Here is a 19788-nt window from a genome sequence, read left to right as displayed (position 1 = left end):
AAAACTTGATAAACGCCAAAGAGAAAAGTCTTCATGAGCCCAGCCCGATGAAGTGCATTTTATAAAAAAGCAAGGAGAAGGTCCGTTCTATCCAAGGGTCCATCTTCTTGCTTTTTTCGTTTTTAGTAAAGTACTATGATTGCGATTTAAAGTGGGACAAAGCTTGCTGGTTAAAGCTTGTTCACTTTGATTTCCGTATGGAATTCGACTTCTTGATTTGATTTTATGCTCAGCATTCCTGTTTTTTCAGCCGGCAGGTCCAGGTTGGGAGCGTTTGTTACCCAGGAATATGGCTCAATTGCAAGGAAGTCTTCGGTTCCGGATGATGTAAAAAGCACCCAATGCTTAAAGTTATCACTTACAGTATAATTCAGTTTGAGCCCGAATTCAGGATGTAGAATAGTAGCGCTACGGTCAAGCATTGGATACACATCATCCAGCTGTTTTCCTTTAAGAAGGATGCCGTTTTTAAATTCATCCGTGTTCTCAACCTTAAGCATTTTGCCTGTAGGAAGATGTCGCTGATTTAGTTCCCATTTTTCATGAATATTAATGGAAAGCTGTGATTGTGCGATGGGAAAAAAGAAGGTAGTATGATATCCAAGTCCGGCAGGCATATCCAATTCGCTCAAATTTTTAATGAAAAGCTGCTGTTTCAGCCCTGTTTCCGTTAGACTGATTTTCATGCGCAGCACAAATTCGTGTGGGAATTGCTGTAGAATCTCCTTATAATCAGCAGAGTTGATTTCTGTAATGATATAATTTTCCTCATTGTTCTGTTCTGTAACCTTCCATTGCTTATCGTGGACAAAGCCGTGGATGTGCACATTTTCTTTTGTGCGATTCATCTCCAGGTGATATTCCCTGCCTTCGAATTCAAAGCGGGCATCTTCAATGCGGTTTGGCGGGAAGAGGACGGGTGTGCCGTAAAGCATTCTTCTTTCCATGTATTCCTGCCGTGTTTTCGGGGTTCTTAATAATTCCTGCTGATTCTCTTTATCAAATAAAGAAATTAAATTGCTTCCCTGACCTGGTATAAGGGTGGCCTTAAAACGGTCGTTTTCGAGCTGGTAAGCATCTTCTTCTAAAAATGTAATTTTACTTATTGCCATAGATCATTCCTCCAATGGTTAAAAAAGCTACCAATTTATTATGTTACAAAAAAATTCCCTGTAATCAAAGTAATAAACTCAAGTGAAAAATAAAATATGATATTTTTCTGCAAACCTCGGTTCATGCGAATACGTGAGAATCCTTATTAAACCATCTTCAATCAAAACAAACTCTGTTTTTCTGGCAATTTTTTCTTTCACTCCTCATGCTTTCCAGAGCTGAAGGATATTTTTAGCGAGTAAGGGCAATCTATCACCATTAATTCTGTTTGGAACCAGCTGTTTAAACCAGGGCTTTTACAATAAAGGTATTGGAAGGTGATCATCAGGTGAAGCTCTTTTTTGGAAAAAAAACCTTGCTGCCCGCTGCTGCCATACTAATTGCAATGGTTCTGCCTCCCTATACCTCCTCAACGAACGCAAAGATATCCAATGATACTCCAGAACAGGTAAACTTGAGAATATTAGAAACAACCGATCTTCATGATCAAATTGTCAATTACGATTATTATAAAAATGTTACCACCAACGAATTTGGGTTTGCCAAGACGGCTACCCTGATTAAAAAAGCAAGGCGGGAAGCCAGTAACACCATGCTTTTTGACAGCGGTGATCTGATACAAGGAAACCCTCTTGCAGATTATATGGCAAAGGTGAAGGGGTTGTGGGGCGGCTATACTCATCCTGTGTTCCGCGCGATGAACAAAATGCATTATGATGCAGCTACTGTTGGCAATCATGAGTTTAATTACGGGCTGAAATTTTTAAAAAAGGCACTGGATACAGCTGACTTTCCTTATGTAAATGCCAATATATATTTGGACGACCATGACAGTGATCCCCATAATGATGTTCATTTGTTTCGTCCCTATATGATCATTCCCAAAAAAGTAAAGACAGAGGATGGAAGGACTGCTGTCCTAAAGGTAGGAGTTATTGGATTTACGACCCCAATTATCATGCGGTGGGATAGGAGGATACTAACTGGGATGATTAAAGCGAAAGGCATAGCGGAAACGGCTAATGAAATAGTGCCCGAATTGAAAAAAGCCGGAGCGGATATTATTGTCGCGCTTGCCCATACGGGACTGGATACCCCGCAAAGGGAAAAAAATAACCCTGAGTATTCTGTTTACCAATTAAGCAAGGTAAGAGGGATTGATGCTATTCTATTTGGCCATATCCATCGTTTTTTTCCGGGTTCACCAGGATTTAAGGGAATAAAGGGAGTGGATAATAAAAATGGAAGGATTAATAACGTTGCTGCAGTAGAAGCAGGGTACTGGGGGAACAGTCTTGGCATTATCGACATGAATTTAGCCCGGGTAAATGGAAGATGGAATATTGTATCCTCCCATTCTTTTGTTCGAAAGATTTATGACTATCAACAACGCGAGCCGCTTGCCAAGCCGGATCGTTCTGTCTTAAAAGCAGCGGAAAAGGACCATATAAAGGCCATCCGTTTTTCCCGTAATAAAATTGGCCATACAAGAGTGCCTTTAAGCAGTTTTTTTTCAAGAATAGAGGATACTCCTTCATTGCAGCTCGTGTCAGATGCCCAAACCTGGTACATTAAAAATTACATTCAAGCTCTTCAACCCGTCTATGAAAATGTTCCCTTGCTGTCTGCTGTAGCCCCGATAAAATCAGGTGTACACGGTTCTAATGATTTTACTTATATACCAAAGGGAGAAATGACTCTCAACTCTGCCGGCGATCTATATCCTGCTAACAATACGATAAAGGTAGTACAAATGACGGGTGACCAGATAAAGGAATGGCTGGAAATGTCGGCTTCTCAATTTAATCAAATGGATTTGAAATCCAAAAAAGCTCAGGAATTAATCAACCAGCAGTTTCAGTCGTATAACTTTGATGTAATCGAAGGGCTGAAATATGAAATCGACATACTCAAGCCGCCTAAATATAAGTGGGACGGTACACTCATCAATAAACAGGCAAATAGAATTAGTCATCTCAGGAGAGCAGATGGCAGGCCATTTAAGCAGAATCAGCGTTTCCTTGTAATCACCAACAGCTATCGGACGAATGGCGGAGGGAATTTTCCAGGATTTAAACAATCTAAGCCCCCTATTTTGATTAACACGAATATGGAGGTCAGGAAGGCCATCAGTGCGTACGTAAAGGGAGAAGGAAGAGTGGAGCCGAAAGCAGATGGAAATTGGAGAATCCAGCCGCTGAATGAAAACATACAGGTTGTCTTTAAATCAGCATTAAAGGGCAAAAAAATGCTCAAAAAGAAGTCCCGGATTACATTCAAGAAAACAAAATCAGATGACACAGGGCGCTGGGGAATTTATACGTTAAAGCCAAAGGCACAAAAGAAGCATCCAGACTCAAAGGGAAAGGATAAATAATCAAAGGCTATTTTCGTAAACTTTATAGCTATAAGTGCTAAAAATGAAACAAAATGTTTAAAAAACACACTTTTAAATGCTTTGCGAAAAGATACTCAGGCGACTAACAGAATTACGTATTTAATCAATGTACGAAAAGCTGCAATCTATGCGAAAATACCCTAATAAATGAAGGGCTCCCTTGTTGATTTTCTCACCTCTTACGTTCTTCTAGATGCCAGATAGAAAACAATTATTGGAATAAATAATAAACAAACATATCCTATTTATGGTAATTTACTTTATAATAGAAGAGCTAAAATGATGCCGATTCATTTAACGAAAGGTAAATACTATTTTAAAGTAAGAGATGTATTTGGTAATGCGACCATTCAGTCATATACGGTTATAGTAACCTATAATTAAGCTAAGATAAGTGGGGGGAGGCATAATAAGCCGCTTCCCGCTTTCCTTTTCAAGAACGCGGGGCCCAAAGCATAACAGCTACTCCGATTAAACAAATCGCTGCACCAAGCCAATCAAAAAGGTCGGGGGTTTTCCGATCCACCAGCCAGCCCCACAGAACAGCCAGAAGAATAAAAATTCCGCCGTATGCAGCATACACTCTCCCGAAATTCGGATAGCTCTGAAGTGTAGGGATAATGCCGTATAAAATTAAGATGCCGCTTCCTGATAGGCCGAACCAAAAAGGTTTTGATTCTCTGAGCCACAGCCAAACCAGGTAACCGCCGCCAATTTCAGCTAATCCGGCAATAATGAATAATAACAGGGTAAGAGCCACTGTGTTCACCCTCTTTCTGTCTTATTGAATCGTTCAATTGGAATAATGTTGAACTTTTGTGGTATGGTATGGATAGACATACGATAATATCATATAATAGTAAAAACCGCTGATGCTTTGAACATCAACGGTTGTACAATAGTCGTTTCCCTCTGGGGGCCGGCAATACAGGAGACAGAATCCACCCGGAAGAGCCGCTAACTCAAGGGTGGATTATTTTTTATTAAATGACAGTATTGCCACAATCAGTGACGCAAAAGCAACTGAAAACATCAATGCTTCATATACTGACAATCGGCATCACCCCTTCTCGATTAAAAAGAGAGCAAGCCGGCCACCCTTGATTCAACTATTGTATTACTTATTATAGCGATATTTTCTACTTTTTAATATAATCCAAGGAAAAATTAAGGAGGTTTCGTCATGAAAGCCGTACTTGTAGATGAACAGACGAAGAAGCTGTCAATTGGTGAATACGAAAACACTGTATTAGGAGAGGGAGAACTGAGAGTCAGTGTAAAAGCCACTGCTATTAATCGTGCTGATTTGCTCCAAAAGCTAGGCCAGTATCCTCCTCCTGAGGGCGCCTCGCCCATACTGGGTCTTGAAATGGCAGGAATGATAAAAGAGGTGGGACCTTCTGTGAAAGGCTGGGAGCCAGGAGATCGGATATGTGCCCTGCTTCCAGGCGGAGGCTATGCCGAGGAAGTAGTTATTCCAGCAGAAATGGCTATACGAATTCCCGAGAGGTTTTCATATGAGGAAGCCGCTGCTATTCCAGAAGTCTTTCTCACAGCTTATTTAAATTTATTTGTTTTGGGCGGGCTGAAGCAAGGACAAAATGTCCTCATTCATGCAGGTGCAAGTGGTGTTGGGACTGCTGCTATCCAGCTTGTAAGAGAAGCTGGGGCTAAATCAATTGTTACTGCAGGAAGCCAGGATAAGCTTGATTTTTGTGCAAAGCTTGGAGCGGACTACGGTATTAATTACCGTACGGACTCTTTTTCTGACAAGGTAAAAGAGTATACTAATGGGAATGGCGTCAATTTGATATTGGATTTTGTAGGCGCCTCTTATTATGAGAGAAATCTCGAGTCGGTTTCAAAGGATGGGAAAATTATTTTTATTGGCACCATGGGAGGCGGCAAAATAGAAGGGTTTAATATTATGCAGCTGATGATGAAGCGCATAAGCCTCATCGGGAGTACTCTCCGGTCGCAATCCCAGGACCAAAAGATTGAACTTACAAAGAAATTCACTGATTTCTCCTTGGCACTCTTTGAAGAAGGCCGGTTAAAGCCGATTATTGATTCCGTTTGGGACATACATGAAGTAAACGAAGCACATGATAAAATGCAGAACAATCTCAACAAAGGCAAAATCGTTTTGCGAATGGATTTCTAAAAAAGACTCTGCTAAAGCTCAGTATTGAGTTGAACAAATACGCGAGATTCTTGCGGGGAAAGCGAGTTAAGGGTACCCCACAGGAGAGCAGAGAAGAGGAGACTCCCGCACCGTCCGTGGAAAGAGAATGCCGGCAGGAAGAACGGAGCGCTACTCAAATATGAGTAATATCCCCGGGTAGAATTAAATCCAAAGTTGGTTGGAACGGAAGGCACGAGACGCTTGCGGGATAAGCAAGTTATGGGAGACCCCGTAGGAGCTTGCGACGAGAAGACTTCCGAACTGTGCTTAGAAAGAGAATGCCGGCAGTGGAATTGAACCGTCAGAACGAACAGAGCGCTACTCAAATATGAGTAAAAGCCTCGAGCAGAATAAAACCCAAAGTTGATTGAAGCGAAAGGCACGAGACTCCTGCGGGAAAAGAGGGTTAATGGGAGACTCTGCAGGAGAGTGCGACGAGGAGACACCCGTACTGTCCGTGGAAAGAGAATGTCGGCAGAGGAAATCAACCGGCAGGAAGAACGGAGCGCTACTCAAATATGAGTAAAATCCACGAACAGAATAAAACCCAAAGTTGATTGAAGCGAAAGTGCGAGACTCCTGCGGGAAAAGCAAGTTAGGGGAGACCCCGCAGGAGCTTGCGACGAGGAGGCTCCCCGACTGCCCGCGGAAAGCGAGTGCCTGAAGCGGAAATCAACCAGCAGGACTTCTCCCTGCGATAAGTCAACATCAGCTCGTCCCTCGCAGTGTTTCCTTTATCTCAGTCAAAGACTACGGAATCCATACGCCGATGAACAAGGCGCTTCCGCTTTTCTCGGTCCAGCTCCAGCGCCGATCGGCTAGTGGATTGCTCGGTGTTCTCCCTGCGATAAGTCAACATCAGCTCATCCCTCGCAGTGTTTCCTTTATCTCAGTCGCAGACTACGGAATCCGTGCGCCGATGAATAAGGCGCTTCCGCTTTTCTCTGTCCAGCTCCCGCGCCTATCGGCTAGTGGATTTCTCCGTCTTCTCCCTGCGATAAGTCAACATCAGCTCGTCCCTCGCAGTGTTTCCTTTATCTCAGTCAAAGACTACGGAATCCATACGCCGATAAGCAAGGCGCTTCCGCTTTTCTAAATAAAATCCCAAAATAATTAGACTTTTTCCTCAAAATCGATTATAATCACAAATACGTCTTTTGTTTTTACATAATTTGATAAATGCTCTTTAAAAGGTTCATTTAATATGAAAGTCATGAATTCCAAGCTGTATTCATGGCTTTTTCTGTCGTTCAAGCCCAATGAAAAGGGGGAAAAACTTAATGGAGGAAAAGCTGAAGCATCAGGACTACGAGGAAGAAGCAGAAAGACTGGATTTCACCCGGAAGTACATGGAAATCGTCATTAAGGCTTCCGAGTCTGATGAAGCAACCTTTCGCGATCAGCTAAAAGAAGCATTAGAAGGAATTGAGCTGGCTGAAAGCAGTATGAGCTATATGAGTATGCTGACCAATTCCAACTTGCTTAGAAGAACGTCCGAGGAAGTAAAAAAGCTAAAGAAATTTTATGGAAAGCCTTACTTTGCACGGATTGATTATGAACGGGCTGAAACCCATCAAAAGGAAATACTTTATATTGGGAAGGTTTCACTTTTTGATAAGGAGACACAGCAGCCGATCATAGTAGACTGGAGGTCACCCGTAGCCAATTTGTATTATGATGGCCGTCTGGGTGACGTATCATATGAAGCAGAAGGTGAGGAATATAACGGATATCTCTCTTTAAAAAGACAGTATATTATTGAAGACGGTCAACTGGAAGAAATAAGAGATATAGATTTAACGACCACTGACGAGCTTCTGCAAATGTCCCTCTCGGAGAGCGCAAGCAACCGCCTGACGGAAATCGTGTCTACCATTCAAGAAGAGCAGAATAATATTATACGAGCTGACCTGAATAAACCGATCATTGTTCAAGGAGCTGCGGGAAGCGGAAAGACGACGATTGCCCTGCATCGTTTATCATATTTCATTTATACGTATGCTGAGCGTTTCAATCCCCATGATCTAATGATCCTTGCACCAAACCGTTTATTTATTGATTACATATCCGAAGTCCTGCCGGAGCTAGGTGTAGAGAATATTCTACAAACAACCTTTATTGATTATGTAAAAGCGTGTATCGGAAAAAATATAAAATTAAAGCATCCGGAAGAAAAGCTGCTTGCTTTTATTAACAGAGATTTAAAAGAACCAGAGAAAATGAAATGGCTGACAGACTTTAAAAGCTCCCTTCGCTTCAGGGACATTGTGGATCGCTATCTTTTGGATATTTTAGGAACAATGCTTCCTAAAGAAGACTTCTATGTATCGAAGTTTCGGGTGTACAGTGCCAAAAAACTGCGCAAACTCATTCAGTATGAATATCAATATCTGCCTTATTACCGGAGACTTGATAAAGTGAAAAGGGTTTTGCAAAATCATGTACGAACAGATAAAAAGCAAATGATTGAGAAGATGACAAACTTTTATGATGCTAAGCTCGACAGGGCGCTTTACAGCAAGGGAGATGCCGAAAAACGGAAACTTTTTGTATCGAAAGCTCTCGATAAGAAAGTGGAGGAGCTGCAGGAATTAAAAAAAGCCATAAGGTCATCCGTTAATGACTACATGAAGCATTTTCCAAAGCATGACTTGTTTTATTATTACAAAGAGCTGGTGACAAATCGTGAAATCTTTGGGAAGTATGCTGCAGATTTGTTGGATGAAGAGCAAATTGAGTTTTTCTGCAGCCACCAGATTTCCCTTAGCCAAAGTCGCTTATATGAAATGGAGGATTTAGCAGCCCTCCTTTATCTGCAAGCGAAAATATATGGAATTTCCCAGGAGCTTCATGTGAAAAACATAGTGATTGATGAGGCGCAGGATTACAGCTATTTTCAGCTTTATGCCCTTAAGAGTGCGCTTGACACGGATATGTTTACCATTGTCGGAGATTTGGCACAGGGAATCCACTCCTACCGGGGCATTAAGGACTGGGGGATTGTTCTGGATGAGATTTTTCCAAGAGCCAGCTATAAAACGCTTCAGAAAAGCTATCGTACTACGGTTGAAATTATGAATACAGCAAACGACCTGCTGAAGCTTTTAAAGCTGGAGCTTCCGGTGGTGGAGCCTGTTGTGAGGCATGGAAAAAAACCAATATTCTATTTTGCGGGATCCAATGAAAACATGATCGCGTCTATTACCAATTATATAAATCAATTGTATGAAGAAGGAATGAAAACCGTTGCTGTTATAGGGAAGACGAAAGAAGAATGTATAAAGCTAACAAAGTATTTTGAGCAATATTCAAATCTCAGGGTACAATGTCTGAAAGAAAATGAAGAAATAAATAAGGATGAGGTCGTCATTGTCAGCTCTCATTTGTCCAAGGGACTTGAATTTGATGCAGTCATTATCTCATCAGTAGCAGAACAGTTTGAGGCAGAGGAGATCGATATAAAGCTTTTGTATGTGGCGATGACGCGTCCTCTCCACCGGCTGGCCTTTTTCGGAAACAGCCCTTCTGTCTTTTTGCTTGATTATTTAAAGCCTGATTTATTTGATGTGACAGAAACAATGAACGAGCCTATACGATAATAAAAAGAGCCGTTTGCAGCATTATAGCAAATGGCTCTTTTTAATGATGAGTATAAAAATGCTGGCGGAATTCTACGTCTCCGATAAGTCAGTATCAGCTTGTGAATGACCTCGCCCTATGTACTATATCCTAGTTAAAGACTATAAAAGCCCTTAGATGATGAACAAGGTGTTTGCACTTATCTTACTGGTAGTGGATATAGAAAATACAGATAAGTTTGAAAGCCATAAGAATGGATAACACAAAAAATCCGGCACAATGGCCGGATCGGACTTGGGTATAAAAAAGGAGGTTAGCCAAACAACGGAGGGGACCATTGTTTGGCAAGGGGTTTGTAGTAAGCTTGTCCCTGTAACACTGATAATATTATCGGATAAAAAAGAGAGTTTCATGAAGAAAAGATTATAATTAAATGAGAAATATTTCTGTCACGTTTTAGGTAAAAATAACCATATTTACATAGGTAAATAGATATGTGATTTTAGGGATTTACCATTATTGAGAAAAAATAAAACTCTTTTATTTAAAATTTGTTAAAGTACTCTGTTGTTTTTTACGGTATTTTAGATATATATGTTTTTTTCCTCGTCACATCTTTCTCATAAGCAAATAACAGTTTTAATACATGACCTGTTATCTTAATCGTTCATTATGGTGAATAGTATCAAACTTTACGAAAAGAGTGCTATAAAAAAATCAACTCCGATAGTTTGAAAAATTTCCCCAATACTCGATTCTATTTAATGAAGGATCAACTGATTCAAAGTAAATACGAATAGGGACTAAATCTAAGAAGGAGTGCGAGCGGAAAAAAGAATTGTCACCATATCGGATAGTCTGTAAGGCAAGTGGCAGCTCCTTTATAAAAATTTGATTCCGTTTTTGGTTGTTTTCAGGACTTACAGGATCATCTACATGAACTTTCGCATAATAGGAATAGCTGCCATCATAGATCCATTCCCCTAATACCTCGTCGCGATTGGATGGAATCTTATCCAAGGCATAATCCTCACCTAATGTGAGAAAAAGATCTCCAGTTGTATCTGAATGAGTAAGGGTATAGCGCCGCGAAAGAATAGGCGATATCGGAGTAATGCGATTACGGTACTCCACATGGACCTTTTCTGGGTTTACTATTTTCATTTTCATCCCTCCTGTCAGGGTATGACGTTGAAGATCCAAAGGTGTCCTTAGGAAAAACAAAAAGGATGTCCCTTTAATAATCGGAACATCCTTTTCGGAACTCGCTGTGTTTCAGTCGAAGAAAGCGAAATCCGTACGCCGTTGAGCAGGGCTCTTGCGCCTGTTCGAAGCTATAATTCAAGTGTTTGCGGCTCTTTGTTCTTAACATTCATAAGGTGAACCTGTGAAGGCTTGATCTCAAGAACGATATAATTGGGATCTTCGGGTCCATCAAACCAAGGTGCCAGATAATCATTCCAAACTTTTTTCTTAATGTCCTCTGAGTCGTTTAAAGAAGCTTTCCCTTCGATTTCAAGATAGGAATCGCCTAGTCCTTCTCCAACATAGCCAAGCAATATATGGACATGAGGGTTTTTTTCGAGTTCTTCTACTTTGTGGGTTTCTTTGCTGGTTGCAGAATACAAGGTTGTACCCTCATGGAAGAATGTCATGTAACGGGAGTGTGGCTTGTCATTTTGTACCGTAGCGAGAGTACCGACTTTGTTTTCATTCAGTATTTTCAACACTTGATCTTTAATCTCCTGCTTGTTCATGTTATCTCTCCTTTTCCATTCATCATGTCTTTACTATTCCCTATTTGAAAAAGGAAAAAACACTGTAATCGGAGTTGAAATTAAGAAAAGGAAGCAGATTTTCATTTTTTCGGTTTTCATTCTTTTGAAACCAAGAAAATTATGAAAGTTTAGAGGTGATTTTTTTACCGTCCCGAATTTATAAGGTAATAAACCAGCGAATAGGGAAGAGGGAATAAATAAATGAAAGATCCTTTTTTATTTACTTTTTATAATGAACACCTGGTGGAAGCTGCAATTGATGAGCTTCAGGACAAAATGAATGCAGGCGAGCTTACATCAAGACAGCTTGTGATGATGTATCTGTACAGAATTGCATCGATTGACAGCGGCGGACCTAAACTCAACTCCGTTTTAGAAATAAATCCAGATGCAGTCCACATTGCAGAGGCTTTGGATTGGGAACGTAAAAGCAAAGGGCCAAGAGGGCCGCTTCACGGAATCCCTATCCTGCTAAAGGATAACATTGATACCCACGATAAAATGCATACGAGTGCCGGTTCTCTTGCACTGGCTCATTCAGTTGCTCTAAAGGATTCCTATGTGGCAAAGCAGCTGAGAAGGGCCGGAGCCGTTATTTTAGGTAAAACAAACATGACTGAGTGGGCCAACTTTATGGCAGAAGACATGAAAAATGGCTATAGTTCTAGAGGAGGACAGGTGTTAAATCCATATGGGCCGGGTTCCTTTGATGTCGGCGGTTCAAGTGCAGGTTCAGGTGCATCGACTGCGGCGAATCTAGCAGCGGCAGCAGTGGGAACAGAAACATCAGGCTCTATCCTAAATCCTGCGGTGCAGAATTCGCTTGTTGGAATTAAACCAACTATTGGACTCATCAGCAGAAGCGGGATCATTCCAATCGCCCAATCCCAGGATACTGCAGGTCCTATGGCGCGAACAGTTAAGGATGCGGCATTGCTGCTTGCAGCAATGATGGGAGCTGATGAGCAAGATCCCATTACTCTTACAAACCCGATATGCCATGAGGACATCCTTATGGGATTTGAGGAGTACAGTGCAAAAGGAGTAAAGCTTGGAATTGCAAGAGAAGGATATTTTGAGCATTTAACACAAGAACAAACCGTTATAATGGAGAATGCCATTAAAAAGCTAAAAGAATTAGGTGCGGAGATAGAGGAGGCAGTTATCCCATCGGCAAAGGAAAAATGGCGTTATGATGTTTTAACCTATGAATTTAAGACCGATGTGAATGCTTACTTGCGGGGAATTGATCCTTCTGTTGGCATTCGCTCACTGTCAGATGTCATTCAGTTTAACCTTCAAAATCCTGAACGCATGCTAAAGTATGGACAGAAAATGCTGCAAGAAGCAGAGCGGACAAGCGGGAATTTAGTTGAAAAAGAATACATAGAAGCGCTTGAAGAAGATGTGTATTTTTCAAGGGAAAGAGGTATTGACTATGTATTAAAAGAACTTAAGGCAGATGCTCTTATTTTTCCTCATGATTTGGGAGCAGATATTGCAGCCAAAGCAGGTTATCCTTCTATTACAGTGCCTGCGGGATATACTCATGCCGGGGAGCCCATTGGCATCACTTTTACGGGAACAGCCTTCAGTGAACCACTATTAATTAAACTGGCATATGCTTATGAGCAGGCAACAAAGCATAGACATGCTCCAGAATTATAAGAATAGGGTGAAGATCAACAAAGTAAAGATCAGGAAAGAACCCGAAAACAGCCTAGGATAAAAATAGTACAAACCCCTTCAGCCTGAAAAGCAGTTTCAATGGAGAACTGTCAATTCAATGTTGATTGGTGTATGATTATGAAATGATAGATTGAAGCAGGGTTTAGAAGAGGTTTTTAGTGGAAGCATAAAGCAAATGGATGAGTTTCCTGAGACGGATGGACCGCCATCTGCAGCATTTACTGTACACCTTCTAGCTGTGTTGAAATATTACAAGCAAATCCAAGGCTAAGCCCCTAATGTTAAAGCAGTGCCGGAGTAAATAGCCTTTTCTAGATTTTTTAAAATAAGGAGATCCGTTATGACAGATACACCTCAACTCTTACAAAATGAATTCAATTCTTTTATAAAATCAGCCTGGGAAAAAGCAAATTTTGATCAGCTGACAGATATTCAGGAGCAATCTATTCCAGCTATTCTAAACGGAAAGGATGTTTTGGCTGAATCACCTACCGGAACAGGAAAAACACTTGCCTATCTCCTTCCTTTACTGCAAAGAATAGATCCTGAGAAAAAAGCTCTGCAAGCTCTAATACTTGCACCATCCCGAGAGCTGGTCATGCAAATCTATGAAGAGTTTCAAAAATGGTCAGAGGGAAGCGGTATTCAGGGCACCTCGCTGATTGGCGGAGCTAATGTAAAACGACAGCTTGAAAAGCTTAAGAAACGTCCACAGGTAATTGTCGGTTCTCCAGGGAGAATTGAGGAGCTAATAAAGCAGAAAAAATTGAAAATGCATGATGTGAAAATGATTGTTCTTGATGAAGGAGACCAGCTCCTCTTGCCTGAATATCAACGCACCATTTCGAGCATCATAAAATCCACCTTAAGCGATCGTCAGTTAATTCTTTTCTCTGCTACGTTAAAAGAAGCAACAATTCAAAAGGCATCCGAGCTTATGAAGAACCCAGAAGTGTTTCATGTAACAAAATCTGCTTCGTCAGCAAAGGTTGAGCACATTTATTTTACAGGAGAAGCCCGAAACAAAATAGATGTACTTAAAAAGCTCAGCAGGCTTAAAAATATGCATGGGCTGGTATTTGTAAAGGATATATGGGAGCTGACCGGTTTGGCTGAAAAGCTCCGGTATCATGATATTCCCGCTGGAGAGCTTCATAGTGAAGCAAAGAAAGAAGAACGGAAAAAAGCCATAAAAGCCTTTGAGGCAGGGGAGCTTCCGCTGCTTTTGGCAACAGATGTAGCAGCAAGGGGATTGGACCTCAAGGATATTACGCATGTTATTCATTATAATTTCCCAGAAACCATCACTCAATATGTCCATCGTTCAGGAAGGACCGGAAGATTGGGGTCAGACTCAGGTACAGTTGTTTCCCTCGTTAATGAAAGAGAAGAAAGAGAGCTTAAGCAGTTTGCCCGTGAAATGAATCATCCTCTTCATAAGAAAACATGGTATTCAGGGGAAATCGTGGATCCTAGATAGACTCTGCATTCCTGCATAGCATTGAACAATAAGCTGCCAGCGACAATGCTGTCGGCTTATTGTTTGGCTCAGTTAAAATACAATGTTAAGTTGGAGAGGAAATGTACAGGGGAATTTTCAAAGCTGGGGGTAAAAGGTTCCCAAATATAAATAAAGAAGCAATCCGGAGAAAGATTGCTTCTTTAGAATAACCCTAAATGAAAGAATTAGCTAACACCTGTTACGATGCTTGCTTTTTGAAGACCCGCTTTTTGAAATGCGTTTCCAAGAGCTGCATCAGCAGCTGCTAATTTTGCATTGGCTGCATCTAGTGAAGGTTTGGCTTTTTTTAATTCATCCGCTTTCATTTGATAGCCGTCCTGCAAATCCTTGATAGTAGTTTCTAAGTCAGATTTGTATGCGCTTAAAGATGCTGGAACGGTTACGTCTTTTAAAGCAGGGACAACATTAGATGCTGAGGTTTCTGCTTTTGTCTGCAGATCCTTAAGAGCCTGTCCTGTAGGTGCAGGATCTTGCCCGATTGCGGACTCGTATGCATTTAAGTCGCTGTCTTGCGCATTAATTTTGTCAACTAAATTCATATAAAATGACATCAATTCTGACTTTGCATCTGCTTTTTGTCCAGACTTTGCAGAAGTGTCAGAACTGCTTTGCTTTTTGCTTCCATTGGAACATGCGGCCGTAAACGCCACGATTAATGAAAGACATAGTGCTAGTAACCCTATTTTTCTCATGAAAAAACCCCCTTAGACCTCTTATAAACCTTACAATATTTACAAGGCTCAATGTGTATAATAGCATGGGGCGTAAGGAAGGTAAAGGAAAATTTGGTCAATAAAGATATGTCTAAATTATTAGAAAAATTGTAATTTACTGGAGATATTTGATCTTATAAAGACTAAAAGAACCACAAGGTATACATTTTTAAATTGGGTGTTTTCACATAGATGGCTGCTTAGTTTGCAAAAGGGGTAAATTGGTATGTGGTTCGTCTTCAGAGCAGCTTTTAGTAAGTAATTCACTAATACAAAGCTTGTTTTCTTATTCTTTGCTCATGTCCAATAGCAGCTTAAATAGAAAAAAGGCTTATCCCTTTTGAGGAATAAGCCCAATTAAACCCATGTATATTAAAATACTTTTGTTGTCCATGACTCGCAATTCCAGACATCGGTTACGACATCTTGATAGAATTCGGGCTCATGGCAAATGATAAGAACACTGCCCTTGTATGCTTTTAACGCACGTTTTAATTCTTCCTTGGCGTCTACGTCCAAGTGGTTGGTAGGCTCATCAAGTACCAGAAGATTTGTATTCCCATTTATTAATTTGCAGAGACGGACTTTAGCTTTTTCCCCTCCGCTTAATACCTCTACTTTGCTTTCAATATGCTTCGTCGTTAAACCGCATTTAGCAAGTGCTGCACGTACTTCATATTGAGTAAAGGCCGGGAACTCGCTCCAAACTTCTTCGATACATGTATTGGAATTGGCTTTTTTAATTTCCTGTTCAAAGTAGCCTGTTTCTAAATGCTCTCCAAGCTGTACAGTTCCGGATACAGGCTTAATCTCTCCAAGAATGCTTCTTAGTAATGTTGTTTTTCCAATTCCGTTAGCACCGACGAGAGCAATTTTCTGTCCGCGCTCCATACGAAGGCTTAAAGGACTTGAAAGGGGCTCATCATACCCAATGACTAAATCCTTCGTTTCAAAGATAACTTTACCGGAAGTTCTAGCTTCTTTAAAGTTAAACTCAGGTTTTGGTTTTTCTTGAGCCAATTCAATGATGTCCATTTTATCCAGCTTTTTTTGACGTGACATAGCCATGTTTCGAGTAGAAACACGTGCTTTATTTCGGGCAACAAAGTCCTTAAGCTCCGAAATTTCTTTTTGCTGGCGTTTATAGGCGGATTCAAGCTGTTGCTTTTTCATTTCATATACATTTTCAAAGTTGTAATAATCGCCTACATAACGGTCCAGCTTTTGGTTTTCCATATGGTAGATCAGATTAATGACACTGTTTAAGAATGGAATATCGTGGGAAATGAGAATGAAAGCATTCTCGTACTCCTGCAGATATCGTTTTAACCATTCAATGTGCTGCTCATCGAGATAGTTGGTCGGCTCATCAAGAAGAAGAATGTCCGGCTTTTCCAGTAATAGCTTGGCTAAAAGGACCTTAGTCCGCTGCCCGCCGCTAAGCTCCTGTACATCCCTTTCCAAGCCAATGTCATTTAAGCCCAGACCGCGGGCAACCTCTTCGACCTTTGCATCAATGACATAAAAATCGTTGTTTGTAAGGATTTCCTGAAGTGTTCCAACCTCTTCAAGTAATGCTTCAAGCTCTTCAGGAGTGGAGGAGCCCATTTTCTCATAAATCCCGTTCATTTCGGTTTCAATGTCAAAAAGATATTGAAATGCACTATTTAAAATATCCCTGATATTAAGGCCCTTCTTTAATACCGCATGCTGATCGAGATAGCCGACCCTCACTTTTTTGGCCCATTCAACCTTTCCTTCATCCGGCTGCAGCTTTCCTGTAATGATATTCATGAAGGTGGATTTTCCCTCGCCGTTTGCTCCAATTAGCCCGATATGCTCTCCTTTTAAAAGACGAAAGGATACGTCATTAAAGATAGCCCGGTCACCGAACCCGTGGCTGAGATTGCTTACAGATAGAATGCTCATTTATTCATTCACCTTTCCGTTTTCTAAAACAATATACTGAAATTATATATTAGAAAGTCTAAGGAATGAAGTGGATATTTCGGGAAAGACACTCTATTTGAAGTGATAAGGGGAAATGTCTTACTGTAACCAGTATGATTAAAGATATTTTAATAGAAATTTAAGGCAAATTTAAGATGGAACTTCATGTAATTTAAAACTAATCCTCTATAATGGACTCAGTTTTCTATGCGGGAGGAAAAGTATGGAACAAGCTGAGTCTATGCAAGTTCATGATTTTGAAGAATATATTATACTTCATAGAAAAGCACTTCTTCATTATATTTATTCAATAGTAAAAAACAGGGAGCTGGCGGAGGATTTATACCAGGATACCTTGCTGTCAGCTTATATGGCTTTTAAACATTTTGAACATAAGGGCTCCTTTAAAAATTGGATTTACAAAATAGCATTAAATAAATGCCGGGATGAATGGAAGAAAGAAAAGATTAAGCAACAGTATCAATATAAAATTGAGAATGAATGGTTAAATAGAGAAGGGAATTTTCAAGAAACAGAAGGGATTGTCATTCAAAAACAAGACAGGCAGGAATGGCTGATCAAAATCAACGAATTACCTGCAAAATATCGGGACTCTGTCATGCTTTATTATTTCTATGGCTGCACGCTAGGGGATATCGCGAAGAGAACAAAGCTCCCTTTATCAACGGTGAAAACTCATCTTCGCAGAGGTAAATTGCGTCTTCGCGGTAATGTCTCTCATTTGCTTATTCCATGAAGCTATGTTTGGTTGATCAATAAATATAATAGGTGATTTTAATTCTGAAAATAGAAAACAATTGCATAATTGAAAGACAAGAGATAAGATTTGAATGAATTAAATAATCCCTTTACTGATATAAAGCTATCTCTTTTTTTCAAAGCAATTGAAGGCAGCTAGTCATGAAAGGGGAAAATTCCTATATAAAAAACAATAATTTACAGGTTGTCTCTATAGGCAGGGAGTGAATTCATCGTGGGAAACGATAAAAGAATGAAAGTCGGAATTATAGGGCTGGGAGCTATTGGTGAGCGTCTCATACAAAAATTCGAGCAGCATCCTGAAACACAGATTACAGCTATTTGCGATACGAATCAAGATCGTTTGCAAATGTTTAAACAAAGGCTTCAAACGGCCGAGGGTTATACAGATTATCATACGCTTTTGAAAAGCGCTGATGTGGACCTTGTCCATATAGCGGTTCCGCCTAAATTTCATCATGAAGTGCTGTTGTCTGCTGCTGCGGCAGGAAAGCATATTCTCTGTGAAAAGCCATTGGCAAATACATATGATGAAGCAGCGGAGATGCTAGCTGCAGTTGAAAAAACAGGTGTTGTGCATGGCATCCATTTCCCTCTTGCATACAGCAGTGCAGTAGATGAACTCATTCGGCAGACTGCAGATAATGAGTTGGGCAGGATAAAAAGAGTTGAGCTTAACTTGCAGCTCCCTTTATGGCCGAGAACCTGGCAGCAGAATCCCTGGATTGCCGGGAGAGAGCAAGGGGGATTTGTAAGAGAAGTTACTCCTCATTTTATTGAAGTCATCCTTCGCGCATTTGGGAATGTGAATAGGGTTGAATCGTTGATTGATTATCCAGAAAACGGGACGGATTGTGAGACAGCTATCATAGCGAGGGCCGAGCTTGAAGGAGGCATCCCTTTTTTAGTAAATGGTTTAAGCGGAATTGCAGTAAAAGAAACCTTCGAGCTAACGCTTTATGGTGATAAAAAAACCCTTCATTTTAAGAATTGGACTTTTCTCGAAGAGTCCAATTATGAACAAACAGGATTGCCGATTGAGATTATTCCAAATGATGAATCAAGCCTCTTAATCAGTGAATTAGTAAAGGCTGTTAAAGGTGAAAAAGCAAATCTTGTAACCTTTAAGGAGGGACTGAAAATTCAGGAAGTATTAGAACAGCTTTTGAATCGTAGATAAGCATAAGAAAATGGGGGGGCATTTTATGCTCTCCTTTTATTTTATGCTCTGGATGGCATTGGGCAGGTCTTATGGACACATGGTATTTTCTTTTCCCGGATTAATAAAAAGCAGTAATTCTTTTGGAATTAGGATGAATGAATTTGGGCGGATACGTTATTTTAAAAGAGAGAGAAGGTAAATGTTACTTAAAAGGTAGAACGTAAAGGCAAGTGCTTGAAGGTATGACTATATTGAAGGCAGGTTTTTTTCGCAATAGTTTAGTATAGAAATAAAAAACAGCTTATGAGTAAGCTGTTGAAATCATCATTCTGAACGCACTGTATGTTAAATCCTTCTTGCGCCTAAATATCTGGAGTTCCAGTAGCAATTAGCAAAACTGGCGATGGAAACGCCTTTGTCATCCTCTGAATGAATAAATTGGCCATTTCCTATGTATATGGCGACATGGGAAGCACCCTGATTATATGTATGGAAGAAGATAAGATCTCCTGGTTTTAAGCTTGACTTGGATACAGGTTTGCCTGTTCTAAACATTTGAGAAGCTGATCTTGGCAAATTTATTCCTGCTTTTTTATGAGAGTAATAGACAAATCCTGAACAATCAAATCCACTTGGTGAAACGCCGCCCCATCTGTAAGGTGTCCCTATGTATGACTTTGCAATCTTTATAACATTATTAGGAGAATATGCTGCATGTGATTCCTGTGTAGGAATAAAAAGACCAATTCCTACAAAAAGTGCTAAAAATATAGGGAGAAAGCGCTTCACCAAATGTCACCTCAGTCGATTTATGTACTATAATATTACTTTAGCATGAAATTGTCGAAATTTTAGTTACAATTATTTTAAGAATTATTACATTACTATTACATTTGGGGTGTTAAAATGGTAAAAAACG

Annotated in this window: 15 protein-coding genes; 8 read left to right on the top strand and 7 right to left on the bottom strand. The window is 40.3% G+C overall.

Annotation, left to right across the window (positions count from 1 at the left end; all coding sequences use genetic code 11):
* Window positions 1-170: 170 nt before the first annotated feature.
* Window positions 171-1112 carry an aldose 1-epimerase gene (locus A5N88_RS13760; RefSeq protein WP_066267021.1) on the bottom strand — a complete coding sequence of 314 codons (942 nt, stop codon included), beginning with the start codon at window positions 1110-1112 and terminating at the stop codon, window positions 171-173.
* 329 nt (window positions 1113-1441) lie between these two features.
* On the opposite strand from A5N88_RS13760, the gene A5N88_RS13755 reads away from it, so the two are divergent.
* The gene (locus tag A5N88_RS13755) at window positions 1442-3490 is read left to right on the top strand and encodes a bifunctional 2',3'-cyclic-nucleotide 2'-phosphodiesterase/3'-nucleotidase (protein ID WP_066267019.1); all 2049 of its coding nucleotides are present in this window, start codon (window positions 1442-1444) and stop codon (window positions 3488-3490) included.
* A gap of 454 nt (window positions 3491-3944) precedes the next feature.
* Here the strand turns inward: A5N88_RS13755 and A5N88_RS13750 are convergent, their stop codons facing one another.
* Window positions 3945-4271, bottom strand: a complete 327-nt coding sequence (locus tag A5N88_RS13750; protein ID WP_066267018.1) for a YnfA family protein — start codon at window positions 4269-4271, stop codon at window positions 3945-3947.
* A 423-nt stretch (window positions 4272-4694) separates the two neighbouring features.
* On the opposite strand from A5N88_RS13750, the gene A5N88_RS13745 reads away from it, so the two are divergent.
* Window positions 4695-5675 (top strand): NAD(P)H-quinone oxidoreductase, encoded by a 981-nt coding sequence (locus A5N88_RS13745; protein ID WP_066267016.1) that lies wholly within the window; start codon window positions 4695-4697, stop codon window positions 5673-5675.
* A 1301-nt stretch (window positions 5676-6976) separates the two neighbouring features.
* Window positions 6977-9295, top strand: coding sequence for an RNA polymerase recycling motor HelD (gene helD, locus A5N88_RS13735; RefSeq protein WP_066267012.1), 2319 nt, complete (start codon window positions 6977-6979; stop codon window positions 9293-9295).
* A 697-nt stretch (window positions 9296-9992) separates the two neighbouring features.
* Here helD and A5N88_RS13730 read toward each other — a convergent pair.
* Together A5N88_RS13730 and A5N88_RS13725 are read right to left on the bottom strand one after the other, a co-directional pair.
* Window positions 9993-10439 (bottom strand): staygreen family protein, encoded by a 447-nt coding sequence (locus A5N88_RS13730; RefSeq protein WP_066267010.1) that lies wholly within the window; start codon window positions 10437-10439, stop codon window positions 9993-9995.
* Between the two features lie 170 nt (window positions 10440-10609).
* Window positions 10610-11032, bottom strand: a complete 423-nt coding sequence (locus A5N88_RS13725) for a pyridoxamine 5'-phosphate oxidase family protein (RefSeq protein WP_066267005.1) — start codon at window positions 11030-11032, stop codon at window positions 10610-10612.
* 222 nt (window positions 11033-11254) lie between these two features.
* On the opposite strand from A5N88_RS13725, the gene A5N88_RS13720 reads away from it, so the two are divergent.
* The 3 genes from A5N88_RS13720 to A5N88_RS13715 all read left to right on the top strand — a co-directional run bounded on the left by A5N88_RS13720 (window position 11255) and on the right by A5N88_RS13715 (window position 14222).
* Complete coding sequence (locus tag A5N88_RS13720) at window positions 11255-12721, top strand: amidase family protein (RefSeq protein WP_066267002.1); 1467 nt, start codon at window positions 11255-11257, stop codon at window positions 12719-12721.
* Window positions 12722-12872: 151 nt separating this feature from the next.
* On the top strand, window positions 12873-13013 hold the full coding sequence (locus tag A5N88_RS24970) for a hypothetical protein (RefSeq protein ID WP_157090678.1): 141 nt from the start codon (window positions 12873-12875) through the stop codon (window positions 13011-13013).
* A gap of 69 nt (window positions 13014-13082) precedes the next feature.
* Window positions 13083-14222, top strand: coding sequence for a DEAD/DEAH box helicase (locus tag A5N88_RS13715; RefSeq protein ID WP_066266999.1), 1140 nt, complete (start codon window positions 13083-13085; stop codon window positions 14220-14222).
* A 206-nt stretch (window positions 14223-14428) separates the two neighbouring features.
* On the opposite strand, the gene A5N88_RS13710 is transcribed toward A5N88_RS13715, so the two are convergent.
* Both A5N88_RS13710 and A5N88_RS13705 read right to left on the bottom strand, forming a co-directional pair.
* Window positions 14429-14956 carry a hypothetical protein gene (locus tag A5N88_RS13710; protein WP_066266996.1) on the bottom strand — a complete coding sequence of 176 codons (528 nt, stop codon included), beginning with the start codon at window positions 14954-14956 and terminating at the stop codon, window positions 14429-14431.
* 393 nt (window positions 14957-15349) lie between these two features.
* A complete protein-coding gene (locus tag A5N88_RS13705; protein WP_066266994.1) occupies window positions 15350-16906 on the bottom strand; it encodes an ABC-F family ATP-binding cassette domain-containing protein in 1557 nt (518 codons plus the stop codon).
* Between the two features lie 244 nt (window positions 16907-17150).
* Between A5N88_RS13705 and A5N88_RS13700 the strand changes: the two genes are divergently transcribed.
* Window positions 17151-17684, top strand: a complete 534-nt coding sequence (locus A5N88_RS13700) for an RNA polymerase sigma factor (RefSeq protein ID WP_083953159.1) — start codon at window positions 17151-17153, stop codon at window positions 17682-17684.
* A gap of 237 nt (window positions 17685-17921) precedes the next feature.
* Window positions 17922-18887 carry a Gfo/Idh/MocA family protein gene (locus A5N88_RS13695; protein ID WP_083953158.1) on the top strand — a complete coding sequence of 322 codons (966 nt, stop codon included), beginning with the start codon at window positions 17922-17924 and terminating at the stop codon, window positions 18885-18887.
* 327 nt (window positions 18888-19214) lie between these two features.
* On the opposite strand, the gene A5N88_RS13690 is transcribed toward A5N88_RS13695, so the two are convergent.
* The gene (locus tag A5N88_RS13690; protein WP_083953157.1) at window positions 19215-19658 is read right to left on the bottom strand and encodes a C40 family peptidase; all 444 of its coding nucleotides are present in this window, start codon (window positions 19656-19658) and stop codon (window positions 19215-19217) included.
* Window positions 19659-19788 lie beyond the last annotated feature (130 nt).

Source organism: Heyndrickxia acidicola (genome assembly GCF_001636425.1).
GTDB lineage: Bacteria > Bacillota > Bacilli > Bacillales > Bacillaceae_C > Bacillus_AE > Bacillus_AE acidicola.
This window is presented reverse-complemented; position numbering and strand designations above follow the sequence as displayed.